Raw genomic sequence first — 22,838 nt, 5'->3', positions numbered from 1 at the left:
CATGGAACCGATGCCTGTCGCCCCCAGCACTGAGCCACGTGTTGCAAGGCTGATCGACGCCAACCTGGACAGGGCGCGCGAAGGGCTGCGGGTGATCGAAGACTGGTGCCGCTTCGGACTGGACCGCGAAGACCTCGTGGTGCCCTTGAAAGATTGGCGTCAGCAGCTGGGGCTACTGCATGCGGACCTCTACCGGCAGGCCCGCTCCACCGCCACCGACACCGCAGCGGGCCTAAGCCACCCGGCGCAGCAGACACGCACCGACAGCCGCCAGGTGGTGAAGGCCAATGCCAGTCGTGTGCAGGAAGCCCTGCGGGTGATCGAGGAGTTTGCCCGCACCACAGACGCCCCCCTGGCCACCACAGCCGCCACGGTGCGTTACGCGCTCTACGACCACGAAGTGCGCATCCTTGAGGCCTGCGACCACAACCATCGGCGTCAGCAACTGGAGAGCGCCAAGCTCTGCCTGATTACCGATCCGGGTCCGGATGACGACAGCAGCGCGATGCTGAAGCGCGTGGAGGCGGCTTTGCGGGCAGGCGTCACGCTGGTGCAATACCGGCGCAAGCAGGGCGACGATCGCCTGCGGCTGCAGGAGGCCAGACAACTGGCCGAGCTGTGCCGCAGTCACCAAGCCCTGTTCATCGTGAACGACCGCATCGATCTTGCATTGCTGGTGAGCGCCGATGGCGTGCATCTCGGCCAAGAAGACCTGCCCCATGCGGAAGCGCGTGCGCTGTTGGGTTGCGACAAGCTGATCGGTCGCAGCACCCACCGGCTCGAGCAATTGATCCAAGCGCAGGACGACGGTGCCGACTACGTCGGAGTCGGACCCGTCTATGCCACCCGCACCAAGGCCGAGCGGACCCCCGCAGGACTCGAGTGGGTGCGCAAGGCCAATGCGGCCGCCACGGTGCCCTGGTTCGCCATCGGCGGCATTGACACCAGCACCATTGCGGAAGTTCGCGCAGCCGGAGCCTCCCGCATCGCTGTGGTGAGCGCGATCATGGCGGCCGATGACCCTGCAGAGGCCAGTCGGCACCTGCTTCACCAGCTCTCCTGAGCTGAGCCTTCCAGGCTGCGTCCCCCTCTTCCCGCTCCATCGCTCCGGTCCGACACATGCAGCTCAAGGTGAATGGCGAACAGCGCAGCCTCGATGCAGGCCTGACGCATCTCAACCAAGTGATCGAAGCCCTCGGCCATCACCCCAAGCTGGTGGTGGTGGAATTCAACGGGTTGATCCTCACGCCCGATCGCTGGGCAGAGCAAGCTGTGAAGGATGGTGACAGCCTGGAGATCGTCACCATCGTAGGCGGAGGTTCCTAGGATCCAATCAGCTTTTTTCGCTGTTTTGGCCGATTCGCCGAACCGCCCCACCCGCCGTCTTCTGCACCGTTGGCTTTCGGGCCTGATGGTGCCAGTGCTCCTGATCGGACTGCTGGTGTTGATGCCCCAGCCCAGCGAAGCAGCCCGTGGTGGCCGCATCGGAGGGGGCAGCTTCCGCGCTCCCTCCATGCCACGCAGCAGCGGCTACCGCGGTGGCGGCATGGGAGGTGGCTACAACCGCGGTTACGGCGGCGGCGGATTCGGCTTTCCCTTCATCATTCCGATCTTCGGATTCGGGGGTGGCGGCCTGCTGGGCTTCCTGGTGCTGATGGGCATCGTGGGCGTTCTGGTGAATGCAGTGCGAGGTGGTGGATCCGGCGGCCGCGCCGCCATCGGCGGCTACGACAGTCCGCGCGAAATCGCCGGTGGTCCGGTGTCGCTGTTGCAGCTCCAGATCGGCCTTCTGGCCAGCGCCAAAGATCTGCAGACAGATCTGCGTCAGCTGGCGGCCAGCGCTGACACCAGCAGCTCCGCCGGACTGCAGCGTGTCCTGCAAGACACCACCCTGGCGCTGCTCCGGCAGCCCGACCTGTGGGTCTACGCCAACGTGGAATCGGGCAGCGTTCCGTTCAATGCAGCGGAATCCACCTTCAATCGCCTGTCAATGACCGAGCGCAGCAAGCTGCGTGAAGAACTCACCACCAACGTCGGCGGTGTTCGCTCCTCTGCAGCGACCCTGAGCAGCCGCGGCGATGCCGATGCCACCAATGAATTCATCGTGGTGACGGTGCTGGTGGCCAGCCGCCAGGCGGTGAACCTGAAGAAAGCTGACACCAGCGAACAGCTGCGGGAATCGCTGCGGATCCTGGGCTCGACCGCCTCCAGCGACCTGATGGCTCTGGAGGTGATCTGGCAGCCCGATGGCTCCGGCGACGTGCTCAGCGCTGATGAACTGGTCACGGCCTATCCGAACCTTCAGCACCTCTGATTCGATCTTCAGAAGTGCTTGAAATTCCAAGGAATTTCTTTCCATTCAAGACCCCTATCTGTCGATACGTTGAAGGACGTTTCGACAGATTTTTTTTGTGATTGCCGCGGCTTCACCTCCAGATCCCCGTGTGATGCAGTGGCAGTCCAACGGTGAACTCGACCGTCGTGATCTGTTCGATCTACTGCGCATCCTGCAGAACGTAGAGCCGCCGATTCACAGCGATGAGCTGTCTCGGCTGGAAGCCAAATGCAGCCCCAGCAGCTGATCTGGAGTTCTGAACAGACACGCTGATCCGGAACCTGGACCGTCCCCCTTGCTGCTTTGCAGGCGCTCCCTCATCCTGCAGACATCGCACGGATTGCATGGCCGCTCGATCTCCGCACTGGGTGAATTCAACGGTGCTGATGGAGGCCTTGCTGCGCTACGAGCAACACACGCTTCCCAGATCCATGCGTCTGTGGGTGGAAGCGACCCTTGAACTGGATCCCAGTCAGCCGGCTCAACCGTTGATGCCGGGCCAGGCTCACCCCCCAGCGCACTGAAAGCGGCTGTCTTCCTAGGGGCTGCTTTTGAGGATGCGCAAAGCCGCCATGGCAGCGCCATAGCCATTGTCGATATTCACCACACTCAGACCCGGTGCGCAGCTGGCCAGCATGCCGTCGAGAGCGGCACGGCCTCCAGCGCTGACGCCATAGCCAACGGATACCGGCACACCGATCACAGGCTGCGGCACCAACCCGGCCAGCACTGTGGGCAGAGCACCCTCCATTCCCGCGCACGCGATCAGCACCGGCAACGTTTCGAGATCGGGCAACACCGCCAGCAAGCGATGCAGCCCGGCCACACCCACGTCGAGGAACGATGTAGTGCTGACGCCATGCACCCGCAACGCCAGCGCCGCCTCCTCCGCCACGCGGCGATCACTGGTGCCGCCGCTTAACACCGCCACCAAAGGCTGGCCATCAGCTGCCGGAAGATCACCCAGGGTGAGACAGGCAGCAGCCGCGTGCACCTGAACCTCGGGGCAGCGGGCCTGCACCTCCGCAGCCTTCAGCGGATCCACACGTGTCACAAACGCCAGTTCACCGGCGTGGTGCATGGTCTGGAGGATGGCCACAATCTGATCGGCACTTTTGTGCTCACCCCAGACGGCCTCCACCATCCCGAGCCGCTGGCGACGTTGCAGATCCAGTCGCGCCTCAGGAGCACTCACGCTGGCAGCAACTCGCCTTCAAACACCAAGGGGAACGGATTGCCCTCGGCTTGACCGATGGCCTCACGGGCCAGGCGTTCAAAGCGCTGCTGAACCGCCTCCACCTCTTCGACGGGGATCGCTTTCCAGGCATCCCGGCTGCTCCAGCGGATCAGCAAGGTTCCTTCTTCGCTGCTGGGATCCCAGAGCAGATCTCGGCCCACGAACCCCTGCTGTTGCGCAAGCCAGGGTTCCCAGCTGCCGCGCTCGGCTTCGAGCCAGGCCTGACGCCCCTCACGGGGAACCTGAATGCGCAGATGCTCGATCACAGCAACATCGAAATGCCCATCCAAACCGGGCAACGCTTCAGCGCGACCATCGCCAGGACCTGAAAGCAGAATCAGCACCGCCAGGCAGAACCCAATCACCGTAGAGAGACCTCTCACCAGCCGCGTCATGGCTTGCTCAACAGGGCTACGGCGTGACAGGAGATGCCTTCCTCCCGCCCTTCAGGTCCAAGGGTCTCATTGGTGGTGGCTTTGACCCCCACCTGATCCGGCGCGAGTCCCATGCGTTCAGCAATAGCGGTGCGCATGGCCTCGATGTGGGGCTTGAGTTTGGGGCGTTCAGCGATCACGACGCTGTCCACATTCACCACCTCCCAGCCACGGTCCTTGACCAGGGCCACCACCTGCTCCAGCAGCACCAGACTGTCGGCCCCTTTCCACTGGGGATCGTTCGGGGGGAAGTATTTGCCGATATCCCCAAGCGACAGCGCTCCCAACAAGGCATCCATGACGGCATGCACGAGCACATCAGCATCACTGTGGCCATCCAGACCAAGGCCGTCGGGATGCGTCAAGCGCTGACCACCCAGGATCAGCGGACGCCCCTGAACCAGGCGGTGGATGTCGTAGCCGTTGCCAATGCGGAGAGTCATGCGCGCGCTCGTTCAGGTCGTGCCTTTGGGGTCATTCTCCGCATCGGTGCGCTGCTTCCAGCGCTCCAGCAGATCCGGTCGACGTTCAGCCGTGCGCTGCTCGCGTTGCTGCTGACGCCATCGCGCGATGGCGCCATGGTCTCCACTGCGCAGCACATCCGGCACGGCCATCCCCCGGAACTCAGACGGGCGCGTGTAGTGAGGATGCTCCAACAGCCAATCGCTGTGGCTTTCCTCCACCAGTGATGCCGCGGTACCGACCGTTCCCGGCAGCAGACGCACCACACCGTTGATGATCGTCATCGCTGGCAACTCACCACCGGTGAGCACAAAATCCCCCAGCGACACCTCTTCATCGGCGAGAGAACGGATGCGTTCGTCGAAGCCTTCGTAGTGACCACACAGCAGCACCAGCTGGTCATGCTGCTCCGCCCAGCGCTGCAGATCTGACTGGCGCAGCGGTCGGCCCTGAGGCGTCATCAGCAACACCCGCCGCCTGGGATGCACGGGAATCGATTCGAAAGCGGCGAACACCGGTTCGGGCTTGAGCACCATGCCCGCACCACCGCCATAGGGTTCATCGTCGACCTTGCGGTAGCGATCGGTGGCGTGATCGCGGGGATTGTGCAGATGAAGCTCGGCGCGACCGGCAGCGAAGGCCCGACCGATCACCCCCAACTCCTTCAAGGGCTCGAACGCCTGCGGAGCCAGGCTCACCACATCCAGGCGATACGCACTCACCGGATTAGGCCTGGGGAGCGGAGACACGCCGAATCTCGGAGCAGAAGCGCGCCTGCAGCGGCGTGCCATCCGCGGCCAGCGCTGTGGTGCTGCGCAGACGCAGATTCGGCTTAATGAACCAGATGCGCTCAAGCACCTTTGCCCCTGCCTGGTCATCGCCCAGTTCCAGCTCCACACTGGCATCGGGCCGGAACTGCCAGCGGCCATTCCGAGACCCCTCTGCGGAGGTCACGGCCAGAGCACCATCCGGAGTGAACTGCAGCGCACTGCCAGGGCCTTCAGCCGGCTGCACCGCCAGCTCCGATGCACCGTCATGATCGCGGAAGGTCACGGTCACCTCGCCGCGATCACTGGCATGCCAGTCCTCGTCGGAACCATTGAAATCAAAGCGACTGCGCAGGCTCATCCAACGGCCTTCGCACAGCTGGAGAAAAGCCTTGAGATCGGCTGGAGGGAAAGCGGTTTCATCCATCCGCCCATCCTCGCAGGAGACCGCAGCCCTTCAGACCCTCTCCTCGGCGTAACCGAGTTCGGCCAGACGCTGCGGCTTGCTGCGCCAATCAGGCACCACTTTCACGAACAGCTCCAGATACACCGGTCCATCGATCAACGTCTGCATCTGCAATCGGGCCCCCTGGCCGATGGTTTTGAGCATGGCGCCGCCCTTGCCGATCAGGATCCCCTTCTGGCTTTTGCGCTCCACCAGAACGGTGGCCAGCACCGCCGTGCGCGCCTTGCTCTTGCCACGGGCCGGTACCTCTTCCACGCGATCGATGCTCACCGCCACGCTGTGGGGCACCTCCTCCCGGGTGTGCATCAGCACCTGCTCGCGGATCAGTTCCGCCATCAACAGCCGTTCGGGCTGATCACTGACCATCTCGGGCGGGTAGAGCCGTGGTCCCTCGGGCATCAACGCACTGACGGCGGACACCAATTCGGGGCAGCCAGCACCATCCAGCGCTGAACAGTGATGCACGGGCCATTCGGTGTCTGCCAACAACTCGCGATAGGCCACATCCGCCTCCGGCTTGCGATCCACAGGCACCAGATCCCATTTGTTCAGCACCACCTGCACCGGAAGACGCTGCTGCCGCAGCAGATTGACGATGAAGGCATCACCACGCCCCGGCGGCTGATGGCCCTCCAGCAGCAGCAGCACCTGATCCACCTCGCCGATGGCGGCGCGGGCACTCTGCACCAGACGTTCCCCCAGCAAATGGTGCGGCTTGTGAATCCCAGGGGTATCCACCAGGATCAATTGCGCTTCCGGGGTCGTGAGAATGGCGCGCAGACGATTGCGCGTGGTCTGCGCGACAGGAGATGTGATCGCCACCTTGTCTCCCACCAACTGGTTCACCAGGGTGGATTTGCCGACATTGGGGCGGCCAATCAGAGCGATGAAACCGGAGCGGTGATTCTCCGGGAGTGGCGATGACTGCATGGGATCAGTCTGCGCTGTCAGGGCGCGGCAGCCCTGGCATCGGCCCATAGCCTTGGGGGAGTCGTTCTGCGCTGCTATGGCGGACCAGCAACCCACCTTCCAGCAGGCCATGGAAATCACAGCGACCTGGCTGCAGCAGTGGGACCAGGAGGAGATCAGCGACGAGGTGCTGGCGGACCGGATCGGTGAGCTGGTGGCCAGTCGGGATGGAGCCCGCGGCTTTTTTGTGGTGAGCCTGGCTGGTGACAGCTTGCTGATGGATCGCCTGCCGGAAGCCCTGGTGCTCAAACTGCGTGAAGCCGGTGATGGGGTGGTGGATCTGACCGCCCGGAACCTGGCGATGAGCGCCGCCATGGTGGTGCATCACCGCAGCAACGGCGATGACGACCAGGCTGCTGGCTCGGAACGGGTGAATCAGCGCTGCACGGAACTGCTACGCCAGCTGGAGTCGCAACGGGTGAAAGACAGGCTGGAGGTGCTGCTTGAGGCCGCAAACCAGAACCGGGGTGACGATCTGGCCTTTCTCGAACGCTGGGGCTACGACGACCAGCAGAAACAGGCCATTGGCGATGCCGTGATGGCTGTGGCGGACACTTGATCCAGCACGGCACCAGATCTGGTGTTTCGCTTCATGAAGCGTTGATTTGCAACACTATTAGGCCAATCTGAAGTTGAGACACCTTCTATTTCAACGCGCCTAGTCTTCTCGCACGGCCGGGTGATGGGGATCAACCGGCATTCACACAACCTCGGAACCTTTCCGAGGTTTTTTCATGTCGATCGCTCGAAACGCAGACAGCAAAAAGCCCCGGTTTCGCCGGGGCTTTGTTGTGTTTCGTTCAAACCAACGCGTGGGGTTCAGTCGCGGCGGCCACCGCTGTTCAGGGCAATGATCAGACGCAGAACGAAGATGAACAGGTTGATAAAAGTGAGATACATGCTGAGAGCACCAGCCAGGTATTGATCGTCCCGGTATGTGCGAGGCATCGTGTAGAAGTCCACGAAGGCCATTCCCACAAACAGCACGGTTCCAAAACCGGAGATCAGCAGGTTGGTGGATTGGTAGAGGCCAGGAATGAAGAATCCACCGATCGCGATGCCGACCATGGCGATCAGAAGTCCCACCAGGCCGATTCCTACAACAGCGCTGAGGGCCTGACCGACGCTGTCGCTCATGCGGCTTCCGAAGAACGACGCAATCACGAAGGTGACACCCGTGGCAAGGGCCGCGATACCGACGGCACCAACACCGGCATAGGGATTGGCTGGATTGGCAGCACCCACCACCTGAATGGCATAGCTCACCAGGCCGCTCAGGGTGAAACCACTGATGAGGCTGTAGAGCGACAACAACGGCAAAGCAGTGCCGTTATCTCCCTTCATGGCGATGTTCTGCGCCACAAAGAACAGAACAAGGTTGCCGATGGCTGCGACGAGGAAGAGAGGCATGTAAAGCGCACTCCCCGATGCCAGGAGGGCCATCCCCCCAAGAGCACCTCCTGCGGTCAACACCATTCCGCCTCCCACGTAAGGGAGGGCTTTCTTCACCACATTGGGCCCCACGAGGGCGCTGGATTGCGCCTCGCGAATGGCGTTTTGAAAGTTGCTGCTGGCTGGCATGTCGCCCCAGATCACTGGGCTCATCCTGCCAGCTTCAGCCGGGTTGTGGTCCTCAGCCCGGTGCGGATCTCCCCATCGAACGGCGTGGAGGCGCACCATCCCGACGCGGATGCGTTTTGTCCCGGCGCGCATAGGCCTCCACCACCCGCTGCACCAGGGGGTGACGCACCACATCCGCGGCCGTCAAGCGGCAAACCGCCACGCCCTCCACACCATCCAGTACCTCAGACGCCTCCACCAGACCGCTCAGCTGACCGGACGGCAGATCCACCTGGGTGATGTCGCCGGTCACCACCATGCGAGAACGCTCCCCGAGTCGGGTCAACACCATGCGCATCTGAGCCGGCGTGGTGTTCTGGGCTTCATCGAGGATCACGAAGGATTCAGCCAAGGTGCGGCCACGCATGTAGGCCAGTGGCGCCACCTCGATCACCCCCTTCTCCAGCAAAGCGGCGGTTTTTTCAGCCCCCAGCAACATGTGCAGGGCGTCATAAAGGGGCCGCAGATAGGGATCCACTTTCTGCTGAAGATCCCCCGGAAGAAATCCCAAACGCTCCCCCGCTTCAACCGCAGGTCGGGTGAGCACCAATCGCTCCACCTTGCGCTCGGTCAACATGCGCACGGCCAGCACCGTGGCCAGAAATGTCTTCCCGGTTCCGGCAGGCCCGAGGGCGAAGGTGAGATCATTGCGCTCCATCGCCTCCACATAGGACTTCTGACGGAGGGTGCGAGGCCGCAACAGGTTGCCGCGCTGATTCTTGGCCAGCACCTGCTGACCCATCGCTTCATGTTCCCGGTCGCGGCCCGTGTCGAGCGCCTGAAGGGCCGCTTGCAGATCAACCTGTGAAATCGACTCACCCGCTTCCCAGAACTTGCGCAACAGCTCCACAACGGCGGCCGTGCGCTCGAGCTGGTTGGGCCTGCCACTGATCTCCAATTGAAGACCCCGCATCACCAAAGAAGTCCCGGTCAGGGCTTCTAGTTGACGCAGGGTCTGGGAGGAGGGACCGCCCGCCAGAGCGAGGGCTGCCTCCGTATGGGGAAGATCAAAGACGAAGCGACCGATTGAGGTGGCTTCGGACATGCTGTTGATCAGCCTTCAGCAGCGGCTTCGTCGGCGGCGGGCTCTTCAGCAGCTGCCTTGGCTTCTGCTTCAGCAGCAGCTTTGGCTTCTGCAGCTTCCTTGGCGGCCTGCTTGGCATCGGCCTCGCGCTTGGCAGCCTGCTTGGCCTTGCCGACGGTCTCAGCAGAACGGACAGTCTTTTCGATCAGACCACCCTTCTCGAGCAAGGTGCGCACCACATCGGTGGGCTGTGCTCCCTGGCTGAGACGCTCACGCAGGGCCTCAGCATCCAGACGGGTCTCCTTGGTGCGGGGGTTGTAATACCCGAGCTCCTGCAGGGGACGACCGTCGCGGCGCGAGGTGCTGTTGCAGGCCACGAGACGGAAGCTGGCTTCCCGCTTCTTACCGAACCGCTTCAGGCGGAGCTTGATCATCGTGGCGCTGGCTGGTGATTGGAACAGTTCGGCGCAGCTGACAGTCGCGCCAAACAACCAACTTACCCTGCCGCCTGATCAGAGGTCGCCGAAGCCTTTCTTCTTCTTGACCGGGCGCTGACGACGGGGCGCTCCGCCACCGCGTCCGCCACGACCTGCCGGCATACCGCCTGGCATCCCACCAGGCATTCCAGGCATCCCACCCATGCCGGGCATACCGCCCATTCCCGGCATACCGCCCATCCCTGGCATACCGCCCATGCCCGGCATGCCGCCTTTGGTCATCTGCTGCATGAAGCCGCGCATCTTCTGAAAATCGGCGAGCACCTTGTCGACATCTGCGGGCTGGTGGCCGCTGCCTCTGGCAATGCGACGACGACGGGAGGGCTCACTCGCCAGCAGATCGGGATTCTCCCGCTCCTGCTGGGTCATCGAGCCGATCATCGCTTCGATCTTCTTCAGCTGCTGCTCGCCCTGCTTGAGCATGCCGTCATCGATCTTGTTCATGCCCGGGATCATTTTCATCAGACCGCCGAGCGAACCCATGCGCTTGATCAAGCGCATCTGCTGCACGAAATCGGAGAAATCAAACGTCGCCTCCTGCAGCTTTTTCTGCATCTTCTCGACGTCGGCGAGCTCCACCTCCTTCTGGGCCTTCTCCACCAGCGTCAGCACATCGCCCATGCCGAGGATGCGGCTGGCCATCCGTTCCGGGTGGAAGGGCTGCAATGCCTCCACCTTTTCGCCGGTGCCGATGAACTTGATCGGCTGACCGCTCACCTTGCGGATCGAGAGGGCGGCACCGCCACGAGAATCACCATCAAGCTTGGTGAGCACGGCTCCGGTGATGCCCACCTGGTCATGGAAAGCCCGGGTGAGTTCGGCCGCTTCCTGGCCGATCATCGAATCCACCACCAACAGCACCTCATCGGGCTGCACAGCGGTGCGGATCCGCACCATCTCCTCCATCATCTCGGTGTCGATCTGGAGGCGACCTGCGGTGTCGACCAGGAGCGTGTCGAAGCCTTCCTCCTTCGCCTTGGCCAGACCAGCGGCCGCAATGTCTTCAGGCTTGGCCTCAGCACCGAGGCTGAACACCTCCACATCAATCTGAGCACCGAGCGTTTTCAGCTGCTCGATGGCAGCTGGACGGTACACGTCGGCACCCACCATCAGGGCGCGGCGGCCCTGATCCTTCAGATGCAGACCCAGCTTGGCCGTCGCGGTGGTTTTACCAGCGCCCTGGAGGCCAGCCATCAACACGACGGTGGGGGCTTCAGCGGCCTTGGCCAGAGGCGCGTTGTTGCCCCCCATGACCTCCACCAGCTGTTCATGCACCACCTGGATGAACTTCTGGTCGGGGCTGACACCGCGCACCACCTCGGCACCCACGGCATTCTCGCGGACCTCAGCCACGAAATCCTTCACCACAGGAAGGCTCACATCGGCTTCCAGCAGCGCCCGACGAACCTCCTTCAGCGCCCCCTCAACATTGGTATCGCTGATTTTGTCTTCACCTTTCAGGCCCTTGACGGCGTCTTCAAAGCGGGCTGACAGCTCGTCGAACATCGTCAGGGGATCGGTTTCAGATCACCGATCGTAAAAGTGGCCGGGCCGAGGGGGCTGGATCCCGCAGCTCAACCGGGCCTGAAGTCGAGCAGAAGCCAGCGGCCATCGACCCGGCCAAGGATGTAGGTGCGCTTGAGCGATTGCTGTTGGGTGCGTTTCACCACAGCACCCGCTGCATTGAGGGTTTCATCGCGGTAATCAACATCAGCCCGCAGCTCGATGCGCTTGGGACTACGACTGACCACGCGCATGAAATCAACGGTCGCCTCCACCTTCTGGGTGACACTTGCCGCCTGGTCGGCTGCGCGCTGACGCTTCACCTGGGTGATCAAGCCAGCCCGAGCAATCGGTTCCAGCAACTCAGCGGCTGAACCATCACCGCTGAGCACCGTGGATTTGCTGTCGAGCCAGGTCTGCAACAAGGCTTCGAGCTCCTCTTTGGAGGGCGTCTCCGCCCGCAGGGATGGATCGCCAGCTTGCGCAGGAGCAGCCGTGATCACAGGCTCCGGCTGCGGCGCCTCCTCCGGTTTTTCCGCTGCAGGAGTTTCATCCAGAGATGGTGTCGCGACCTCATCCGGCGCGATGGTCTGATCCGCATCGCGACGCAGACCCACCAGGCTGAAGCCACCGATCACCAGCACCAGTGCCACAAAGGCACCGGAGCCGATCCAGACCGCACGCCCCGGCCGTGGCAGCTCAGGCCAGGCCAATGCAGGCAGGGATGGGCGCGGGAAGGACGGCCATTGGAAGCTCCCAGACGCCGTTTCACCTTCACCGCCGCCATCAGATGCGTCCCCATCCGGACGCGGTGGCGCAGCTGGATCCGTCAAAGACAGAGGCAGTGTTCCTTCGGGATCGAGCGGCAACGGCAACCCATCTCCCAGAAGCCACTTGTTGTCTTCGGTCTTGGTCAGGTCCTGACGGGTTTGCTGGCGCTCAAGACGCTCCACAAAAGCCTGCACATCGCGATCGGCGAACCAGGTCTCCAGGTCGACCGCCTCCGCGTCCACATCGCGATAGCCGGGCAGCACATCCCGTGCCAGCCAGGTGCGGCAGTACTCACAGAGCGAAGCCAGGGTGTCGCCGGGATGATCCAGCATCCAGGCCTGCAACTCGGGATCGGTGCTGGCGGCGAAATGGCGCTCGGCCTGATCCACATCACCAAGCAGAAGATCAAGGCAGCCCAGCAGCGGCTTGGTGTCGAGTCCGTCAAGCACCAGCTCCTGCAGACGCTGACGGGCGTCCTGAATGCGTTCCGGCTTGCGCTGGGTGAAGCCTGCAGCCGCAAGAGCCATCGCCGCAAGGAAGGACGCATCGACGGAGCCGGCCTGCTGCAGCCTGCCGTAAAGGTCCACCTGCTCCTGAACGGTCAGAAACCGGCGGATCTGCTGGAAAAACAGCTCGAAGGCTCCCTGATCCATGCCTGCAGGCAGCTCCGTTGCCGCCAGACCGTCCAGGCCACTGCCCTCCAGTCCTCCACGGGCGCGGATGAACTCCTCCAACATCGCCAGACCCTCACGGCGCGCGGATTGTTCAGCCAGATCCCGACTGAGCAGATCCAGAATCCGAAAGGGGAGCAGCTGAGACAGATCGGTCTCCAGCGCAAGCCGCTGATCCGGCAACTTGCCCATACGCTGCAGCAGCTGCTCGCCGTCCTGCAGCAGATTGGCCGCCGACTCGTAGCGGCGTTGCTCCTGGTCCTGACGGGCGGCATCGCGACAGGCCAGAGCAGCCAGCAACGACAGATCCGATTCACGACCGCTCCCCAGCGCTGGCGCTTGAGGCGGTTGCAGGGCCTGTCGGGCGAGCTGGAACGCCTCGTGGGGCGCATTGGCCTCCCACAACAGGATCAATCCAGCAACCTCTCTGTTGAACGCCAGCTCGAGCCCAGCCGTCTCTCCGGGATGGTCCTGGCCCAACTCCATCAACGCCGCTTCATAGTCACGCCGCCGAACCGTGTCGGTGAGCAGATCCGCTGACAGGCGCAGGAGCTCAGCGCGCTGGCTTAGAGCTTCATGGGTGAATCCCTGGTCAGGACATCGATCCAACCGCAGTTGAAGCGTTCGAAGCACAGCCTCGGGCTCCGCAGCCGGACTGACTCCCAACAAACGGAAATGGTCGATGGGAAGGTCCACCAGCAGCGCAGCCATTGGCAGCAGACTGTAGGCAGAGTCAGGGATTTTGCCCATTGATCCGCCATCGACCCTTAAAGTCAGTGGTCAAACAGGTGGTGCCATGGGCCAGGACATCGCAATGGGCACGGATGCACAAAGCGCCGCAGCGGCAGGAACATCGCTGCTCGGAGCGCATGCGGAACGGCTCTCGACCCTGGTCACCTCCCAACGGGCCAGCGTGGATCGGGACACGGGTCTGGCCCTTTATCGCGACATGACCCTGGGTCGGCGTTTCGAAGACAAGTGCGCGGAGATGTACTACCGCGGCAAAATGTTTGGGTTCGTGCACCTTTACAACGGACAGGAAGCCGTGAGCACCGGCGTGATTGGCGCGATGAAACGTCAACACGACTGGTTCTGCAGCACCTATCGCGATCACGTACACGCCCTCAGCGCTGGCGTGCCCGCCCGTGAGGTGATGAGTGAGCTGTTCGGCAAAGCGACGGGGTGCAGCAAGGGCCGAGGCGGCTCGATGCACCTGTTCTCCAAGGAGCATCACCTGCTCGGAGGATATGCCTTTATTGGCGAAGGCATTCCCGTTGCCCTCGGCTCAGCCTTCACCAGCCGCTACAAGCGAGACGCCCTGGGCGACTCCACCAGCAATGCCGTAACCGCGGCCTTCTTCGGGGATGGCACCTGCAATAACGGTCAATTCTTCGAATGCTTGAACATGGCGCAGCTCTGGAAGCTGCCAATCATTTTCGTGGTGGAGAACAACAAGTGGGCCATCGGCATGGCCCACGACCGAGCCACCAGTGACCCTGAGATTTGGCGCAAGGCCGGTGCGTTCGGCATGGCGGGCGAAGAAGTCGACGGCATGGATGTGCTTGCGGTGCGCGCTGCGGCGCAACGGGCGATCGAGCGCGCTCGCGCCGGTGAAGGTCCCACCGTGCTGGAGTGCCTCACCTACCGCTTCCGCGGCCACTCCCTCGCGGATCCCGATGAACTGCGTGCGGAAGAGGAAAAACAGTTCTGGGCCAAGCGCGACCCACTCAAAGCGTTGGAGCGTGATCTCGTGGGTGCGGGCCTGGTCAGCGCCGACGATCTGCGGGCGATCGAGAAGGAAATCGATGCCGAAGTGCAGGACTGCGTGGACTTCGCCCTGAGTGCACCCGAGCCCGACGGCTCGGAACTGACCAAATACATCTGGGCGGAAGACTGAGCCCTGGCGCGCCTCAGAGCCCGTGCAAACGGGCCTGATCGGACGCCGCACGAAACACCAGAGCATGACGCTTCACCAGAGGCGTCATCGTGTCGTAGCCCCCACCGATCACGGTGGCAATCGGAATGCCCCGGCGCAGACAGGCGTCCAGCACCAGATGATCGCGCTGCAACAGGCCCAAGTCTGTGAGGCAGAGGCGACCCAGCCGATCCTCCTGATGAGGATCGACACCAGCGTTGTAAAGCACAAGCTGAGGCTGCAATCTCTCCAGAAGTGCAGGGAGGCACTCACCCACCTGGGAGAGATAGTCCTGATCCCCCACCCCATCCTGGAAAGGCAGATCCAAATCACTCACCTGTTTGCGCGCCGGAAAATTGGATGCTGCATGGGCTGAAAAGGTGAACACCCGAGCATCGCCCTGAAAGATCAGCGCAGTGGCATCGCCCTGGTGAACGTCAAGGTCCACCACCAGCAGGCGCTGCAACCCCTCTTGCTCCAGCAGCACCCGTGCCGTAATTGCCAGGTCATTGAAGATGCAGAACCCACTGCCGAAATCGGGGAAGGCATGGTGGGTACCACCGGCCAAATGGCAGGCCACACCATGCTGGAGAGCCAGACGGGCCGTGAGCAGGGTCCCACCTACGGCAAGCCAAGTGCGTTGCACCAGTGGCGTTGTGGCGGGCAGACCAATGCGGCGTTGCGCCTGACGGTCCAACTGGTCGCGAGCAAAGGCCTGGTGATAGCCACGCGGATGAACCAGTTCCAGCCAGCGGCGGGGCACGGGCAGCGGTCGATGGATCTGTCCATCACTGGCCAGACCCATATCGCGCAGACAGCCCTCCAGCTGCCTGAACTTGGCCATCGGAAAACGATGGGTGCTGGGAAGCGGCGCGCTGTAGGCCTCGTGGTAGACGAGCGGGGGCTTCAACGGTTCATGTCAGCCCCGGGAGTCTGGAGGATCAGAAGCTCGGAGCGACGCGACGGGTGAGATTCCGGAGCTTGCGCAGCGCCTTCAGCTCAACCTGACGCACACGCTCACGGGACACCTCCAGCAAACGGCCGATCTCCGCAAGGGTGTGGCGCTCATGGCCATTGAGACCGAATCGCAGCGTGAGCACGTGCTGCTCCTGTTCGCTGAGATGACTCATCCAGCGGCCCAGCTGCTCGTGATGGATCCGTTGCTCCACCTTGTCTAGAGGCTCTCCGAGCGAGGAGTCGGCGATCAGATCACCCAGAAAACTGCGACCCTCCTCACCATTGACGGGCGCATCCAGGCTGCTGGTGGTGAGCGCCTGGCGCAGCAGGGAATCGAGCTCCTCCACTGGCATGTCCATCGCTTCCGCGATCTCGATGCGGCTGGGCATGGCACCCAGTTTGTGGGCTAGATCCAGACTGACTTTGCGGATTGTTGTAAGGCGTTCGCTCAGGTGAACCGGCAATCGAATCGTGCGTGACTGACATGCAATCGCGCGCGTCATGCTTTGGCGAATCCACCAGAAGGCATAGGTGGAAAACTTGTAACCGCGGGTTGGATCAAATTTCTCCACCGCACGTTCCAGGCCAAGAGATCCCTCCTGGATCAAATCAAGGAGTTCAAGTCCTTTGCCTTGATACTTCTTTGCGACGCTGACAACAAGCCTGAGATTGGCTTTCATCATGCGCTGCTTGGCACGCAAACCGACACGAATCAAGCGTCGTTGGGGGCCTGTGAAAGTTTCGCTATCTGACGCAATCGTTCCGTCTTCTGTGAGCTGCATCAACTTCTGAACCTGATTGCCCAGCTCAATCTCCTCAGCGGGAGTGAGAAGAGGAATCCGTCCAATCGTGGCGAGATACCAACTGATCGGATCGCTACTTCGCCGTCTTTGGGTTTCAGAAACCCCTGCTGCCGCTGAGACCATGGGGATGCGTGTCTGCTGTGAAGCGACTGTCCTATGAATTTCCCGTTCAGCGATGTGTTTTCAGCAACCCTTCAGATTCATGCGTTGAAAACGACACAAAACCCCAGAAATCACAGCAAAAATCCTGAAACATGAACATTGCTCTCGTTTTCTGTCAAAAACGCATCATTTTTCGCGTCATCGCAGTCAGCTGTGACGCCACAGCTCCAGCGCTGCTGCCCTGATCACAACGCTTGGCTGACTGAGCATGCATCAACGCCGAAGCCGCCAGATCAGCGGCATCAACGGATCCCGCCGCCGCCAGACAGCGAGCACCCCACCCAGCGGCATGCCCCGCCAGCAGGTCGCCAAACCCAGTGCGAGCCGCCGCAGGGTCCGTCCCGGTCAACTGCCACACCTCACCGGATGGAGCTGCCACAACACTGTGCGCGCCCTTCAACAACACCACAACCCCTGAGCGCTGAGCGGCGGCGAAAGCTCGCTCATGCGGCATCTCCCCGTGGCAGTCGGGGAACAGGCGATCAAATTCACCGCCATGGGGGGTGAGCCAGGTGGGGCCTGAACGCTTCAACAACCAGCGCCAACCCTCGCTCGAGCTCGCCAGCTGATTGAGACCGTCCGCATCGATCACCAGCAATCCCTTGAAGCCCAACAGCGGCTCCGCCCAGGGGTCCCAGGGGGCTTCGATTCGACCCCAGCCTGGCCCGATCAGCAGCGCATCCAACCGTGACCAATCCCGGGCCTCGACGGCGGAGCCCCAGACCAATGCACCAGCAGCGTCAGAGCCAAGCGCCCCATCCAGCACCACCTCCGGAGCCAGCTGCCAGAGCTGATCGGCCACCGCAGCGGGAACGCAGGCTTCAACACTGCCGGCGCCACTCGCCAGTGCACCCTGCAGCGCGAGCAAGGCGGCGCCCCGATAGCGATCGCTTCCGGCAATGAGCAACAGCCTTCCCCGCTGATATTTCATGGCCGCCAGCGACTGAACAGGCCTGGGGAGTGTCGTCAGGTCATCGGGCGTCAGCCGCCGCATCAGCGGTGCCGGCAATGCCGCACACAGCCGCGGCGGCACACCGGGATCGATGCGATGCAAGGCACCGACAAAGTCCAACGCTGAATCCTGGACAAGGCCGCGCTTGATCAGGCCGACGCACAGGGTGTCGGAAGCCCTGGCTGCCCCTCCCTCCATGGGACAGCCGGAGTCGGAGTGCAGTCCAGCAGGAAGATCAAGGCTGATCAGCCGTCCCGGAGCCTGCCGGTGGCGGCGCTGCAGAAGATCAGCCAGATCCGATGGCAAGGGCCGCTTCTGCCCGAGACCGAACAAGGCGTCGATCCAGAGAGCTGAATCCCCTGGCGCAGGCGCAGACGTCAACGGCGACACGCCAAGCCACACAAGGTGGCGCCAATGCTCCTGCGTGAGCGATTGCCGCAGGGGCATCGGTGCCCAGACACGCACGGCAACGCCAGCTTCCAAGAGCTTGCGGCCCAGCACCAATCCATCACCACCGTTGTGACCAGGCCCGACCAGCACCAGCACGCCGTGTTGCAACCGGTCCGGTCGTTGCAGACACCAGTCGGCCATGCCCTGACCGACGGTTTCCATCAAGGCGGCCACGGGGAGACCACTGGCCAACCATTGCTGCTCCAGCGTCAGCATCTGGTCGGCGCTGACCAGGAGATGATCGGCATCGGCGGGTGGCCAGAGCACTGCCAGGTCCCATGGGACCTCACTATGGAAAGAGAAGCCCGTTCACGCCCGAAGCTCCATGACGGCCGCGTCATCCAGCCTTGCTGCCACCACCGCCGGAGCACAGGCTTTGGAACGCCTGCAGGCCTGGCCCGGTGAACATCGGGTGGCCGTGGGCTTGTCCGGTGGTGTGGACAGCTCCCTCACAGCCGCGTTGCTCGTGGAAGCCGGCTGGGAAGTGGAAGGGGTCACGCTGTGGTTGATGAGCGGCAAGGGTGCCTGCTGTGCGGAGGGGCTGGTGGATGCCGCTGGCATCTGTGAGCAGCTGGGCGTTCCCCATCACGTCGTCGACTCACGCGACACCTTCGTGCGCGAGATCGTGGACGGCCTGATCGAGGGCTACCAAGCCGGCATCACCCCCCTGCCCTGTTCGCGTTGCAATCGGGCGGTGAAGTTCGGCCCCATGCTCGATTGGGCACGCCATGAACGGGGGCTGGAACGCGTGGCCACCGGCCATTACGCCCGAATCCGACTGGATGAAAGCAGTGGGCGTTGGAAGCTGCTGCGTGGCCTCGACACCCGCAAAGACCAGAGCTACTTCCTCTACGACCTGAACCAGGACGTGCTCTCCCGCGTGGTGTTTCCCCTCGGGGAACTCACTAAGCCCGACACCCGCCTCGAAGCGGGACGCCATGGTCTGCGCACCGCTGAAAAACCCGAAAGCCAGGACCTTTGCCTGGCCGATCACCACGGCTCGATGCGGGCTTTCCTGGATGCCTACTTGCCGCCACGCCAGGGGGAGATCGTGCTGCAGGACGGCACCGTCGTGGGTGAACACGATGGGATCGAACACTTCACCATCGGTCAGCGCAAGGGACTCGGCGTGGCCTGGAGCGAACCGCTGCATGTCATCCGTCTGGATGCAGCGATGAATCGGGTCATCGTGGCCCCTCGCGCTGAAGCCGGTCGCAACGGCTGTGAGGTGGGTGCCGTCAACTGGATCTCGATAGCCCCCCCCGAACCAGGCCAAAGCCTTGAGGTGGAGGTGCAGGTGCGCTACCGCAGCGCACCCGTGACGGCTCAGCTCACCTGCATCGATGCCACCGAGACAGATCGCGACGGAGGTCGGCCCCATCGCTGCCGACTCACCTTTACGGAGGAGCAGTTCTCGATCACACCCGGTCAGGCGGCAGTGTTCTACGACGGCGAGGCAGTGCTGGGGGGAGGCCTGATCCAGAGCTCGTTTTAAACAACGCCAGCACGGCAGCCAGCAGCGCCCACCAGAGCGGCCTCTCCCGCCAGCGCACATACAACGTGAAACCATCGGTGGGTTGCAACGCAGCCTGAAGCAACCCAGGACGCATCGGAGCCAGGGAGTCTGTGATCTGCCCTTGGGCGTTGAACATGGCCGTGGGCCCGGTGTTGGCCACGGACGCCAGCGGTCGGGCGGTTTCCAGACTGCGCAACCCCGCCAGGGCCAGGAATTGATGCTGCAGCAGCTGTGGATAGGGATCCAGGTTGGCCGCGGCCAGAATCCACTGCCCCCCGTCCGCGACTGCTCGGGCCAGGGCCGTGCCGTTGCTGATCTCGTAGCAGATGGCCACCGCTGCAGGAGGACCACCCCAAGGCCACAGCCGCGAAGCCGACCCCGCTTCCAGCCCACCGACAGCAGAGAGTCCGCTGAGTCCAGGCCATGCGGGAAACCATTCCCCCAAGGGAACCAACCGATGCTTGTCGATCGCGTTGGGTGGACCGAAAGCCTGAGGATCGAGCAGAAGCAGTGCACTGCGTTGCTGACCGGCCACCCAACGAAAACCGCCGCTGATCACGGGCAACGCGTTGTCGTCGAACCGACGGCGATCCAGGGGCAGCGTTCCTTCTGGCGCAAGCAGCAGCTGCGCACCATCCCGCTGCGCGCGAGCCTCGACCGCATCAAAGCGCCCAGGGAGCTCGGCCTGGCGGCGATCACTGAATTTCTCGCGCGTGGGAATCGCTGGCTGCCACAAAGCCAGAGACATGACATCACCCGAACTCTGGCCAGGGGCTCCGCCGTAGAGCGCCAGCGCCCCGAAGGCATGCACCACCGCCAGAGCCAGCGCCGCCAGGCCAGACCAACGCCACGAGAAGCCGGTGTCCGTCCTGGACAACAGCCAGAGCTTCCAGAGCCCCCATCCCAGCAGTAACTGCACCGCCGCCAGGCCTCCGGCACCCACCCAGCGGGACAGACCGGCCAACCAGGGGTCTCCAGGCAGCACGCTGCCGCCAACACCGATCCAGAAGAGCGGTTCCCGGGCCAGCAGAGTTTCCGTCAGTCCCCAGATCAGCGACAGAACCAGGGCATGCGGGAGGGTGCCTGGGGATGGCAGGCAACGGCCGACAACACTCCAGGCCGCTGTCAGCACGGCAGCAGCCAGAGCGCAGATCAGCCACACCGCCATCGCCAAAGGAAGGCTGAGCAGAGCCGGCACACCCAACCAGGTGAGGGGATGGAGCGCCAGCAGCCAGCAATGGCTGATGGCAATGGCTGATGCACCCCAGAGCGCTGCGGCCCATGGCGACCGGGCCGATGACCAGAGCAGCGCCAGAGCAGGCAGCATCCACCAGGGCCCTGACCAGCACAGACCGAGGCCCGACAGCACACCCCCGGCAAGCCCATGCAGCAACAGGGATCGGTCATTGCCCATGGTCAGCCCCATCGGATCCCGTCATCCTGAACTCAGACAGAACCGCGATCCGCGATGGAGACCGCCAATCCCTTGCAACAGCTGCTGCTCCGCGGCCTGGGAACCACCACGCTGGTGGCCGATCGCCTGCGCGATGTCACCCAGGAGTGGGTCAGCAGCGGTCGCCTGGACGCTACCCATGCCTCAGCTCTCGTCGATGACGTCTTAAAAGCACTGCGCGGGGAAACCCCTGAGCTTGAGCAGCAGATGGGGCGCAACCTGGAGCGCAACCGCGACAATCTTCTCCAGGATCTCGGGCTGGCCAGCCAGAAGGAACTCGACGAACTGCGTGGCCGGATCGACCGGCTCGAGCAGCAACTGCGCCAACGGGAGCGTCAGGAATGAACCTGCCAGAATCGCGCCGAACGAACAGACCCTCCGTGCGCGACATCCTGATCAGTTCCGCCGTCTGCATTGCTTGCCTGGTGGTGGCCCTGGTGAGCCAGATCGTGGCTCCCTCCACCGTGGTGGCCGCTGCACCGGCACCCGCCGCGCAATCGGCAGCGGTCCAGACCGCCGATCTCACCACCAGCTCCAGCCCCATGGAGCTGGATCCTGAAGAAACCAACCCCACTCTTTTCGCCATGGCTCCCGACTCCAACCAGGCCGATGCCTCCGCGCTCGGCGGCCCCATGAAGTCTGAGAAGTCGCAACTCACGGCCAGTGGCCTGCGCATTACAGACATCGAAGTCGGCGATGGCGCTGAAGCCACCGCCGGTCAGACCGTCGTGGTGCACTACCGCGGCACCCTGGAAGACGGCACCCAATTCGATGCCAGCTACGACCGTGGCAAGCCCTTCAGCTTCCCTCTGGGCGCTGGCCGCGTGATCAAAGGCTGGGACGAAGGTGTCCAGGGCATGAAAGTGGGTGGAAAGCGCAAGCTGGTAATTCCCCCGGACCTCGGCTACGGCGCACGCGGTGCCGGTGGTGTGATTCCCCCCAATGCCACCTTGATCTTTGACGTCGAGCTGCTGGACATCAAGTCTTGAGCGCCGGTTAGGGTGTGATCACGGCAGTTGACGACCCATCCGAATGTTCCGCTCGGCACTTTCAGCCCTCTTCCAAGCCCTGCCTGCTGAGGCAGTTCAAGCTCACTGCGACGGCCCTTGCGGCGTCTATGACCCGGCTTCCGCTCGTGTGGCAGCGGAAGCCGTGCTGTCCATGACCAAGAAACTCAAAGGCATGGAGGCTCCAGCAGCGGGTGATGCCGCTGCTCTGGCGACCTACAACAACACCTTCTCGCGTTACGTCGCGATCAAGGAAGAAGAAGCCACCAAGGCCAAGAAGGAGCTGATGATCCTCTGGACCGATTACTTCAAGCCTGAGCACCTCGCCACCTTCCCCGATCTGCTCGACACCTTCTGGAAAGCAGCCAAGCTCTGCAGTGCCTGCAAGGTGAACATCGATCAGGCCAAGGCGGAAGAGCTGATGGCTTCGGTCCAGAAAATCCACGGCATGTTCTGGCAGTCCAAAGGCCGCAACGATGCGTGGGTGACCGCATCCTCAACAACTCACCTTTCAAGGTGAATCGATCACTCCCAGCAGCAGGTCCTATGGATCTGCTGCTGTTTTTTTTGGGACGTCGCCGCCTGTTTGAAGTACAGGGACCCTCGATGCTCCCAGCGCTGAAACCAGGTCAGCGACTGCTGGTGAAGCCGCATCGCCTGGGCCAGGCACTTCCCCAGACCGGATCGGTCGTGGTCTGCAGACATCCCGGCCAGCCCGATCTTGTCATCACCAAACGCCTGTATGAACGCACGGATCAGCAGCTGGATCTCCGCGGTGACAATCCAGAGGCAAGCACCGACAGCCGGCACTTCGGCCCTGTACCCGTGGAAAGCCTGATCGGCGAAGTGATCGCGATCGTGGCCTGA

The 22,838-nt window shown here is 62.9% G+C and carries 27 protein-coding genes; 12 read left to right on the top strand and 15 right to left on the bottom strand.

Annotated features, from left to right (window positions below):
• The first annotated feature begins 1 nt into the window (after position 1).
• The 5 genes from SynNOUM97013_RS03690 (at position 2) to SynNOUM97013_RS03675 (ending at position 2,859) form a co-directional block, all read left to right on the top strand.
• The gene (locus SynNOUM97013_RS03690; RefSeq protein ID WP_186480823.1) at positions 2–1,063 is read left to right on the top strand and encodes a thiamine phosphate synthase; all 1,062 of its coding nucleotides are present in this window, start codon (positions 2–4) and stop codon (positions 1,061–1,063) included.
• Between the two features lie 56 nt (positions 1,064–1,119).
• The gene (gene thiS / locus SynNOUM97013_RS03685; protein WP_186480822.1) at positions 1,120–1,326 is read left to right on the top strand and encodes a sulfur carrier protein ThiS; all 207 of its coding nucleotides are present in this window, start codon (positions 1,120–1,122) and stop codon (positions 1,324–1,326) included.
• A 25-nt stretch (positions 1,327–1,351) separates the two neighbouring features.
• Positions 1,352–2,314: a DUF1517 domain-containing protein gene (locus tag SynNOUM97013_RS03680; RefSeq protein WP_255442947.1), complete on the top strand. Its 963-nt coding sequence runs from the start codon at positions 1,352–1,354 to the stop codon at positions 2,312–2,314.
• Between the two features lie 133 nt (positions 2,315–2,447).
• Complete coding sequence (locus SynNOUM97013_RS13710) at positions 2,448–2,582, top strand: hypothetical protein (RefSeq protein WP_255442946.1); 135 nt, start codon at positions 2,448–2,450, stop codon at positions 2,580–2,582.
• A gap of 97 nt (positions 2,583–2,679) precedes the next feature.
• Positions 2,680–2,859: a hypothetical protein gene (locus SynNOUM97013_RS03675; RefSeq protein ID WP_186480821.1), complete on the top strand. Its 180-nt coding sequence runs from the start codon at positions 2,680–2,682 to the stop codon at positions 2,857–2,859.
• Between the two features lie 14 nt (positions 2,860–2,873).
• Here the strand turns inward: SynNOUM97013_RS03675 and larB are convergent, their stop codons facing one another.
• The 6 genes from larB to era are packed head-to-tail and all read right to left on the bottom strand — an operon-like array spanning position 2,874 to position 6,631.
• Entirely contained in the window at positions 2,874–3,530 is a 657-nt protein-coding gene (larB, locus tag SynNOUM97013_RS03670; RefSeq protein ID WP_186480820.1) for a nickel pincer cofactor biosynthesis protein LarB, read from the bottom strand.
• Positions 3,527–3,967 (bottom strand): TIGR03792 family protein, encoded by a 441-nt coding sequence (locus SynNOUM97013_RS03665; RefSeq protein WP_186480819.1) that lies wholly within the window; start codon positions 3,965–3,967, stop codon positions 3,527–3,529. The genes larB and SynNOUM97013_RS03665 overlap by 4 nt, the downstream gene beginning before the upstream one ends.
• Positions 3,964–4,449, bottom strand: coding sequence for a 2-C-methyl-D-erythritol 2,4-cyclodiphosphate synthase (gene ispF / locus SynNOUM97013_RS03660; protein ID WP_186480818.1), 486 nt, complete (start codon positions 4,447–4,449; stop codon positions 3,964–3,966). Before ispF ends, SynNOUM97013_RS03665 begins: the two co-directional genes overlap by 4 nt.
• A gap of 12 nt (positions 4,450–4,461) precedes the next feature.
• A complete protein-coding gene (trmD, locus tag SynNOUM97013_RS03655) occupies positions 4,462–5,190 on the bottom strand; it encodes a tRNA (guanosine(37)-N1)-methyltransferase TrmD (protein WP_186481402.1) in 729 nt (242 codons plus the stop codon).
• A gap of 4 nt (positions 5,191–5,194) precedes the next feature.
• Positions 5,195–5,662, bottom strand: a complete 468-nt coding sequence (locus SynNOUM97013_RS03650; RefSeq protein ID WP_186480817.1) for a phycobiliprotein lyase — start codon at positions 5,660–5,662, stop codon at positions 5,195–5,197.
• Between the two features lie 30 nt (positions 5,663–5,692).
• Positions 5,693–6,631, bottom strand: a complete 939-nt coding sequence (era, locus tag SynNOUM97013_RS03645) for a GTPase Era (protein ID WP_186480816.1) — start codon at positions 6,629–6,631, stop codon at positions 5,693–5,695.
• 76 nt (positions 6,632–6,707) lie between these two features.
• Between era and SynNOUM97013_RS03640 the strand changes: the two genes are divergently transcribed.
• Positions 6,708–7,229 carry a hypothetical protein gene (locus SynNOUM97013_RS03640; RefSeq protein WP_186480815.1) on the top strand — a complete coding sequence of 174 codons (522 nt, stop codon included), beginning with the start codon at positions 6,708–6,710 and terminating at the stop codon, positions 7,227–7,229.
• A gap of 260 nt (positions 7,230–7,489) precedes the next feature.
• On the opposite strand, the gene SynNOUM97013_RS03635 is transcribed toward SynNOUM97013_RS03640, so the two are convergent.
• The 5 genes from SynNOUM97013_RS03635 to SynNOUM97013_RS03615 form a co-directional block, all read right to left on the bottom strand.
• On the bottom strand, positions 7,490–8,251 hold the full coding sequence (locus SynNOUM97013_RS03635) for a Bax inhibitor-1 family protein (RefSeq protein ID WP_186480814.1): 762 nt from the start codon (positions 8,249–8,251) through the stop codon (positions 7,490–7,492).
• A 52-nt stretch (positions 8,252–8,303) separates the two neighbouring features.
• On the bottom strand, positions 8,304–9,335 hold the full coding sequence (locus SynNOUM97013_RS03630; RefSeq protein ID WP_186480813.1) for a PhoH family protein: 1,032 nt from the start codon (positions 9,333–9,335) through the stop codon (positions 8,304–8,306).
• A gap of 8 nt (positions 9,336–9,343) precedes the next feature.
• Positions 9,344–9,748 (bottom strand): 30S ribosomal protein S16, encoded by a 405-nt coding sequence (gene rpsP / locus SynNOUM97013_RS03625; RefSeq protein WP_186480812.1) that lies wholly within the window; start codon positions 9,746–9,748, stop codon positions 9,344–9,346.
• A gap of 78 nt (positions 9,749–9,826) precedes the next feature.
• Positions 9,827–11,317 (bottom strand): signal recognition particle protein, encoded by a 1,491-nt coding sequence (gene ffh, locus SynNOUM97013_RS03620; RefSeq protein ID WP_186480811.1) that lies wholly within the window; start codon positions 11,315–11,317, stop codon positions 9,827–9,829.
• A gap of 68 nt (positions 11,318–11,385) precedes the next feature.
• Positions 11,386–13,467 (bottom strand): IMS domain-containing protein, encoded by a 2,082-nt coding sequence (locus SynNOUM97013_RS03615; RefSeq protein WP_255442943.1) that lies wholly within the window; start codon positions 13,465–13,467, stop codon positions 11,386–11,388.
• Between the two features lie 85 nt (positions 13,468–13,552).
• Here SynNOUM97013_RS03615 and pdhA point away from each other — a divergent pair, with 85 nt between their 5' ends.
• Positions 13,553–14,653 carry a pyruvate dehydrogenase (acetyl-transferring) E1 component subunit alpha gene (pdhA, locus tag SynNOUM97013_RS03610; RefSeq protein WP_186480809.1) on the top strand — a complete coding sequence of 367 codons (1,101 nt, stop codon included), beginning with the start codon at positions 13,553–13,555 and terminating at the stop codon, positions 14,651–14,653.
• Positions 14,654–14,666: 13 nt separating this feature from the next.
• Here the strand turns inward: pdhA and SynNOUM97013_RS03605 are convergent, their stop codons facing one another.
• From SynNOUM97013_RS03605 to SynNOUM97013_RS03595, 3 genes are all read right to left on the bottom strand, one after another.
• Positions 14,667–15,581, bottom strand: a complete 915-nt coding sequence (locus SynNOUM97013_RS03605) for a histone deacetylase (protein ID WP_186480808.1) — start codon at positions 15,579–15,581, stop codon at positions 14,667–14,669.
• 31 nt (positions 15,582–15,612) lie between these two features.
• Positions 15,613–16,554 (bottom strand): RpoD/SigA family RNA polymerase sigma factor, encoded by a 942-nt coding sequence (locus SynNOUM97013_RS03600; protein WP_186480807.1) that lies wholly within the window; start codon positions 16,552–16,554, stop codon positions 15,613–15,615.
• Between the two features lie 154 nt (positions 16,555–16,708).
• Positions 16,709–18,262, bottom strand: coding sequence for an NAD(P)H-hydrate dehydratase (locus SynNOUM97013_RS03595; RefSeq protein ID WP_186480806.1), 1,554 nt, complete (start codon positions 18,260–18,262; stop codon positions 16,709–16,711).
• A 58-nt stretch (positions 18,263–18,320) separates the two neighbouring features.
• Between SynNOUM97013_RS03595 and mnmA the strand changes: the two genes are divergently transcribed.
• Positions 18,321–19,490 carry a tRNA 2-thiouridine(34) synthase MnmA gene (mnmA, locus tag SynNOUM97013_RS03590; protein WP_186480805.1) on the top strand — a complete coding sequence of 390 codons (1,170 nt, stop codon included), beginning with the start codon at positions 18,321–18,323 and terminating at the stop codon, positions 19,488–19,490.
• On the opposite strand, the gene SynNOUM97013_RS03585 is transcribed toward mnmA, so the two are convergent.
• Positions 19,414–20,925, bottom strand: coding sequence for an apolipoprotein N-acyltransferase (locus tag SynNOUM97013_RS03585; RefSeq protein WP_186480804.1), 1,512 nt, complete (start codon positions 20,923–20,925; stop codon positions 19,414–19,416). The two genes, mnmA and SynNOUM97013_RS03585, sit on opposite strands and share 77 nt — an antisense overlap.
• Positions 20,926–20,979: 54 nt before the next feature.
• Here SynNOUM97013_RS03585 and SynNOUM97013_RS03580 point away from each other — a divergent pair, with 54 nt between their 5' ends.
• The 4 genes from SynNOUM97013_RS03580 to sodX are packed head-to-tail and all read left to right on the top strand — an operon-like array spanning position 20,980 to position 22,838.
• Positions 20,980–21,309 (top strand): phasin family protein, encoded by a 330-nt coding sequence (locus SynNOUM97013_RS03580; RefSeq protein WP_186480803.1) that lies wholly within the window; start codon positions 20,980–20,982, stop codon positions 21,307–21,309.
• Between the two features lie 35 nt (positions 21,310–21,344).
• Positions 21,345–21,953 (top strand): FKBP-type peptidyl-prolyl cis-trans isomerase, encoded by a 609-nt coding sequence (locus tag SynNOUM97013_RS03575; RefSeq protein ID WP_186480802.1) that lies wholly within the window; start codon positions 21,345–21,347, stop codon positions 21,951–21,953.
• Between the two features lie 43 nt (positions 21,954–21,996).
• Positions 21,997–22,491, top strand: a complete 495-nt coding sequence (gene sodN, locus SynNOUM97013_RS03570; protein WP_186480801.1) for a superoxide dismutase, Ni — start codon at positions 21,997–21,999, stop codon at positions 22,489–22,491.
• Between the two features lie 26 nt (positions 22,492–22,517).
• Positions 22,518–22,838 carry a nickel-type superoxide dismutase maturation protease gene (gene sodX, locus SynNOUM97013_RS03565; RefSeq protein WP_255442941.1) on the top strand — a complete coding sequence of 107 codons (321 nt, stop codon included), beginning with the start codon at positions 22,518–22,520 and terminating at the stop codon, positions 22,836–22,838.

It is taken from the genome of Synechococcus sp. NOUM97013, assembly GCF_014279815.1.
Lineage (GTDB): Bacteria > Cyanobacteriota > Cyanobacteriia > PCC-6307 > Cyanobiaceae > Synechococcus_C.
This window is presented reverse-complemented; position numbering and strand designations above follow the sequence as displayed.

What these genes read in the sequence shown, in the direction of transcription:
- SynNOUM97013_RS03690 (WP_186480823.1), top strand. Translation starts at nt 2, where the DNA reads ATGGAACCGATGCCTGTCGCCCCCAGCACTGAGCCACGTGTTGCAAGG.
- thiS (WP_186480822.1), top strand. Translation starts at nt 1,120, where the DNA reads ATGCAGCTCAAGGTGAATGGCGAACAGCGCAGCCTCGATGCAGGCCTG.
- SynNOUM97013_RS13710 (WP_255442946.1), top strand. Translation starts at nt 2,448, where the DNA reads ATGCAGTGGCAGTCCAACGGTGAACTCGACCGTCGTGATCTGTTCGAT.
- SynNOUM97013_RS03675 (WP_186480821.1), top strand. Translation starts at nt 2,680, where the DNA reads ATGGCCGCTCGATCTCCGCACTGGGTGAATTCAACGGTGCTGATGGAG.
- SynNOUM97013_RS03665 (WP_186480819.1), bottom strand. Translation starts at nt 3,967, where the DNA reads ATGACGCGGCTGGTGAGAGGTCTCTCTACGGTGATTGGGTTCTGCCTG.
- ispF (WP_186480818.1), bottom strand. Translation starts at nt 4,449, where the DNA reads ATGACTCTCCGCATTGGCAACGGCTACGACATCCACCGCCTGGTTCAG.
- SynNOUM97013_RS03650 (WP_186480817.1), bottom strand. Translation starts at nt 5,662, where the DNA reads ATGGATGAAACCGCTTTCCCTCCAGCCGATCTCAAGGCTTTTCTCCAG.
- era (WP_186480816.1), bottom strand. Translation starts at nt 6,631, where the DNA reads ATGCAGTCATCGCCACTCCCGGAGAATCACCGCTCCGGTTTCATCGCT.
- SynNOUM97013_RS03640 (WP_186480815.1), top strand. Translation starts at nt 6,708, where the DNA reads ATGGCGGACCAGCAACCCACCTTCCAGCAGGCCATGGAAATCACAGCG.
- SynNOUM97013_RS03635 (WP_186480814.1), bottom strand. Translation starts at nt 8,251, where the DNA reads ATGCCAGCCAGCAGCAACTTTCAAAACGCCATTCGCGAGGCGCAATCC.
- SynNOUM97013_RS03630 (WP_186480813.1), bottom strand. Translation starts at nt 9,335, where the DNA reads ATGTCCGAAGCCACCTCAATCGGTCGCTTCGTCTTTGATCTTCCCCAT.
- rpsP (WP_186480812.1), bottom strand. Translation starts at nt 9,748, where the DNA reads ATGATCAAGCTCCGCCTGAAGCGGTTCGGTAAGAAGCGGGAAGCCAGC.
- ffh (WP_186480811.1), bottom strand. Translation starts at nt 11,317, where the DNA reads ATGTTCGACGAGCTGTCAGCCCGCTTTGAAGACGCCGTCAAGGGCCTG.
- SynNOUM97013_RS03615 (WP_255442943.1), bottom strand. Translation starts at nt 13,467, where the DNA reads ATGGCTGCGCTGCTGGTGGACCTTCCCATCGACCATTTCCGTTTGTTG.
- pdhA (WP_186480809.1), top strand. Translation starts at nt 13,553, where the DNA reads ATGGGCCAGGACATCGCAATGGGCACGGATGCACAAAGCGCCGCAGCG.
- SynNOUM97013_RS03600 (WP_186480807.1), bottom strand. Translation starts at nt 16,554, where the DNA reads ATGGTCTCAGCGGCAGCAGGGGTTTCTGAAACCCAAAGACGGCGAAGT.
- mnmA (WP_186480805.1), top strand. Translation starts at nt 18,321, where the DNA reads ATGACGGCCGCGTCATCCAGCCTTGCTGCCACCACCGCCGGAGCACAG.
- SynNOUM97013_RS03585 (WP_186480804.1), bottom strand. Translation starts at nt 20,925, where the DNA reads ATGGGCAATGACCGATCCCTGTTGCTGCATGGGCTTGCCGGGGGTGTG.
- SynNOUM97013_RS03580 (WP_186480803.1), top strand. Translation starts at nt 20,980, where the DNA reads ATGGAGACCGCCAATCCCTTGCAACAGCTGCTGCTCCGCGGCCTGGGA.
- sodN (WP_186480801.1), top strand. Translation starts at nt 21,997, where the DNA reads ATGTTCCGCTCGGCACTTTCAGCCCTCTTCCAAGCCCTGCCTGCTGAG.
- sodX (WP_255442941.1), top strand. Translation starts at nt 22,518, where the DNA reads ATGGATCTGCTGCTGTTTTTTTTGGGACGTCGCCGCCTGTTTGAAGTA.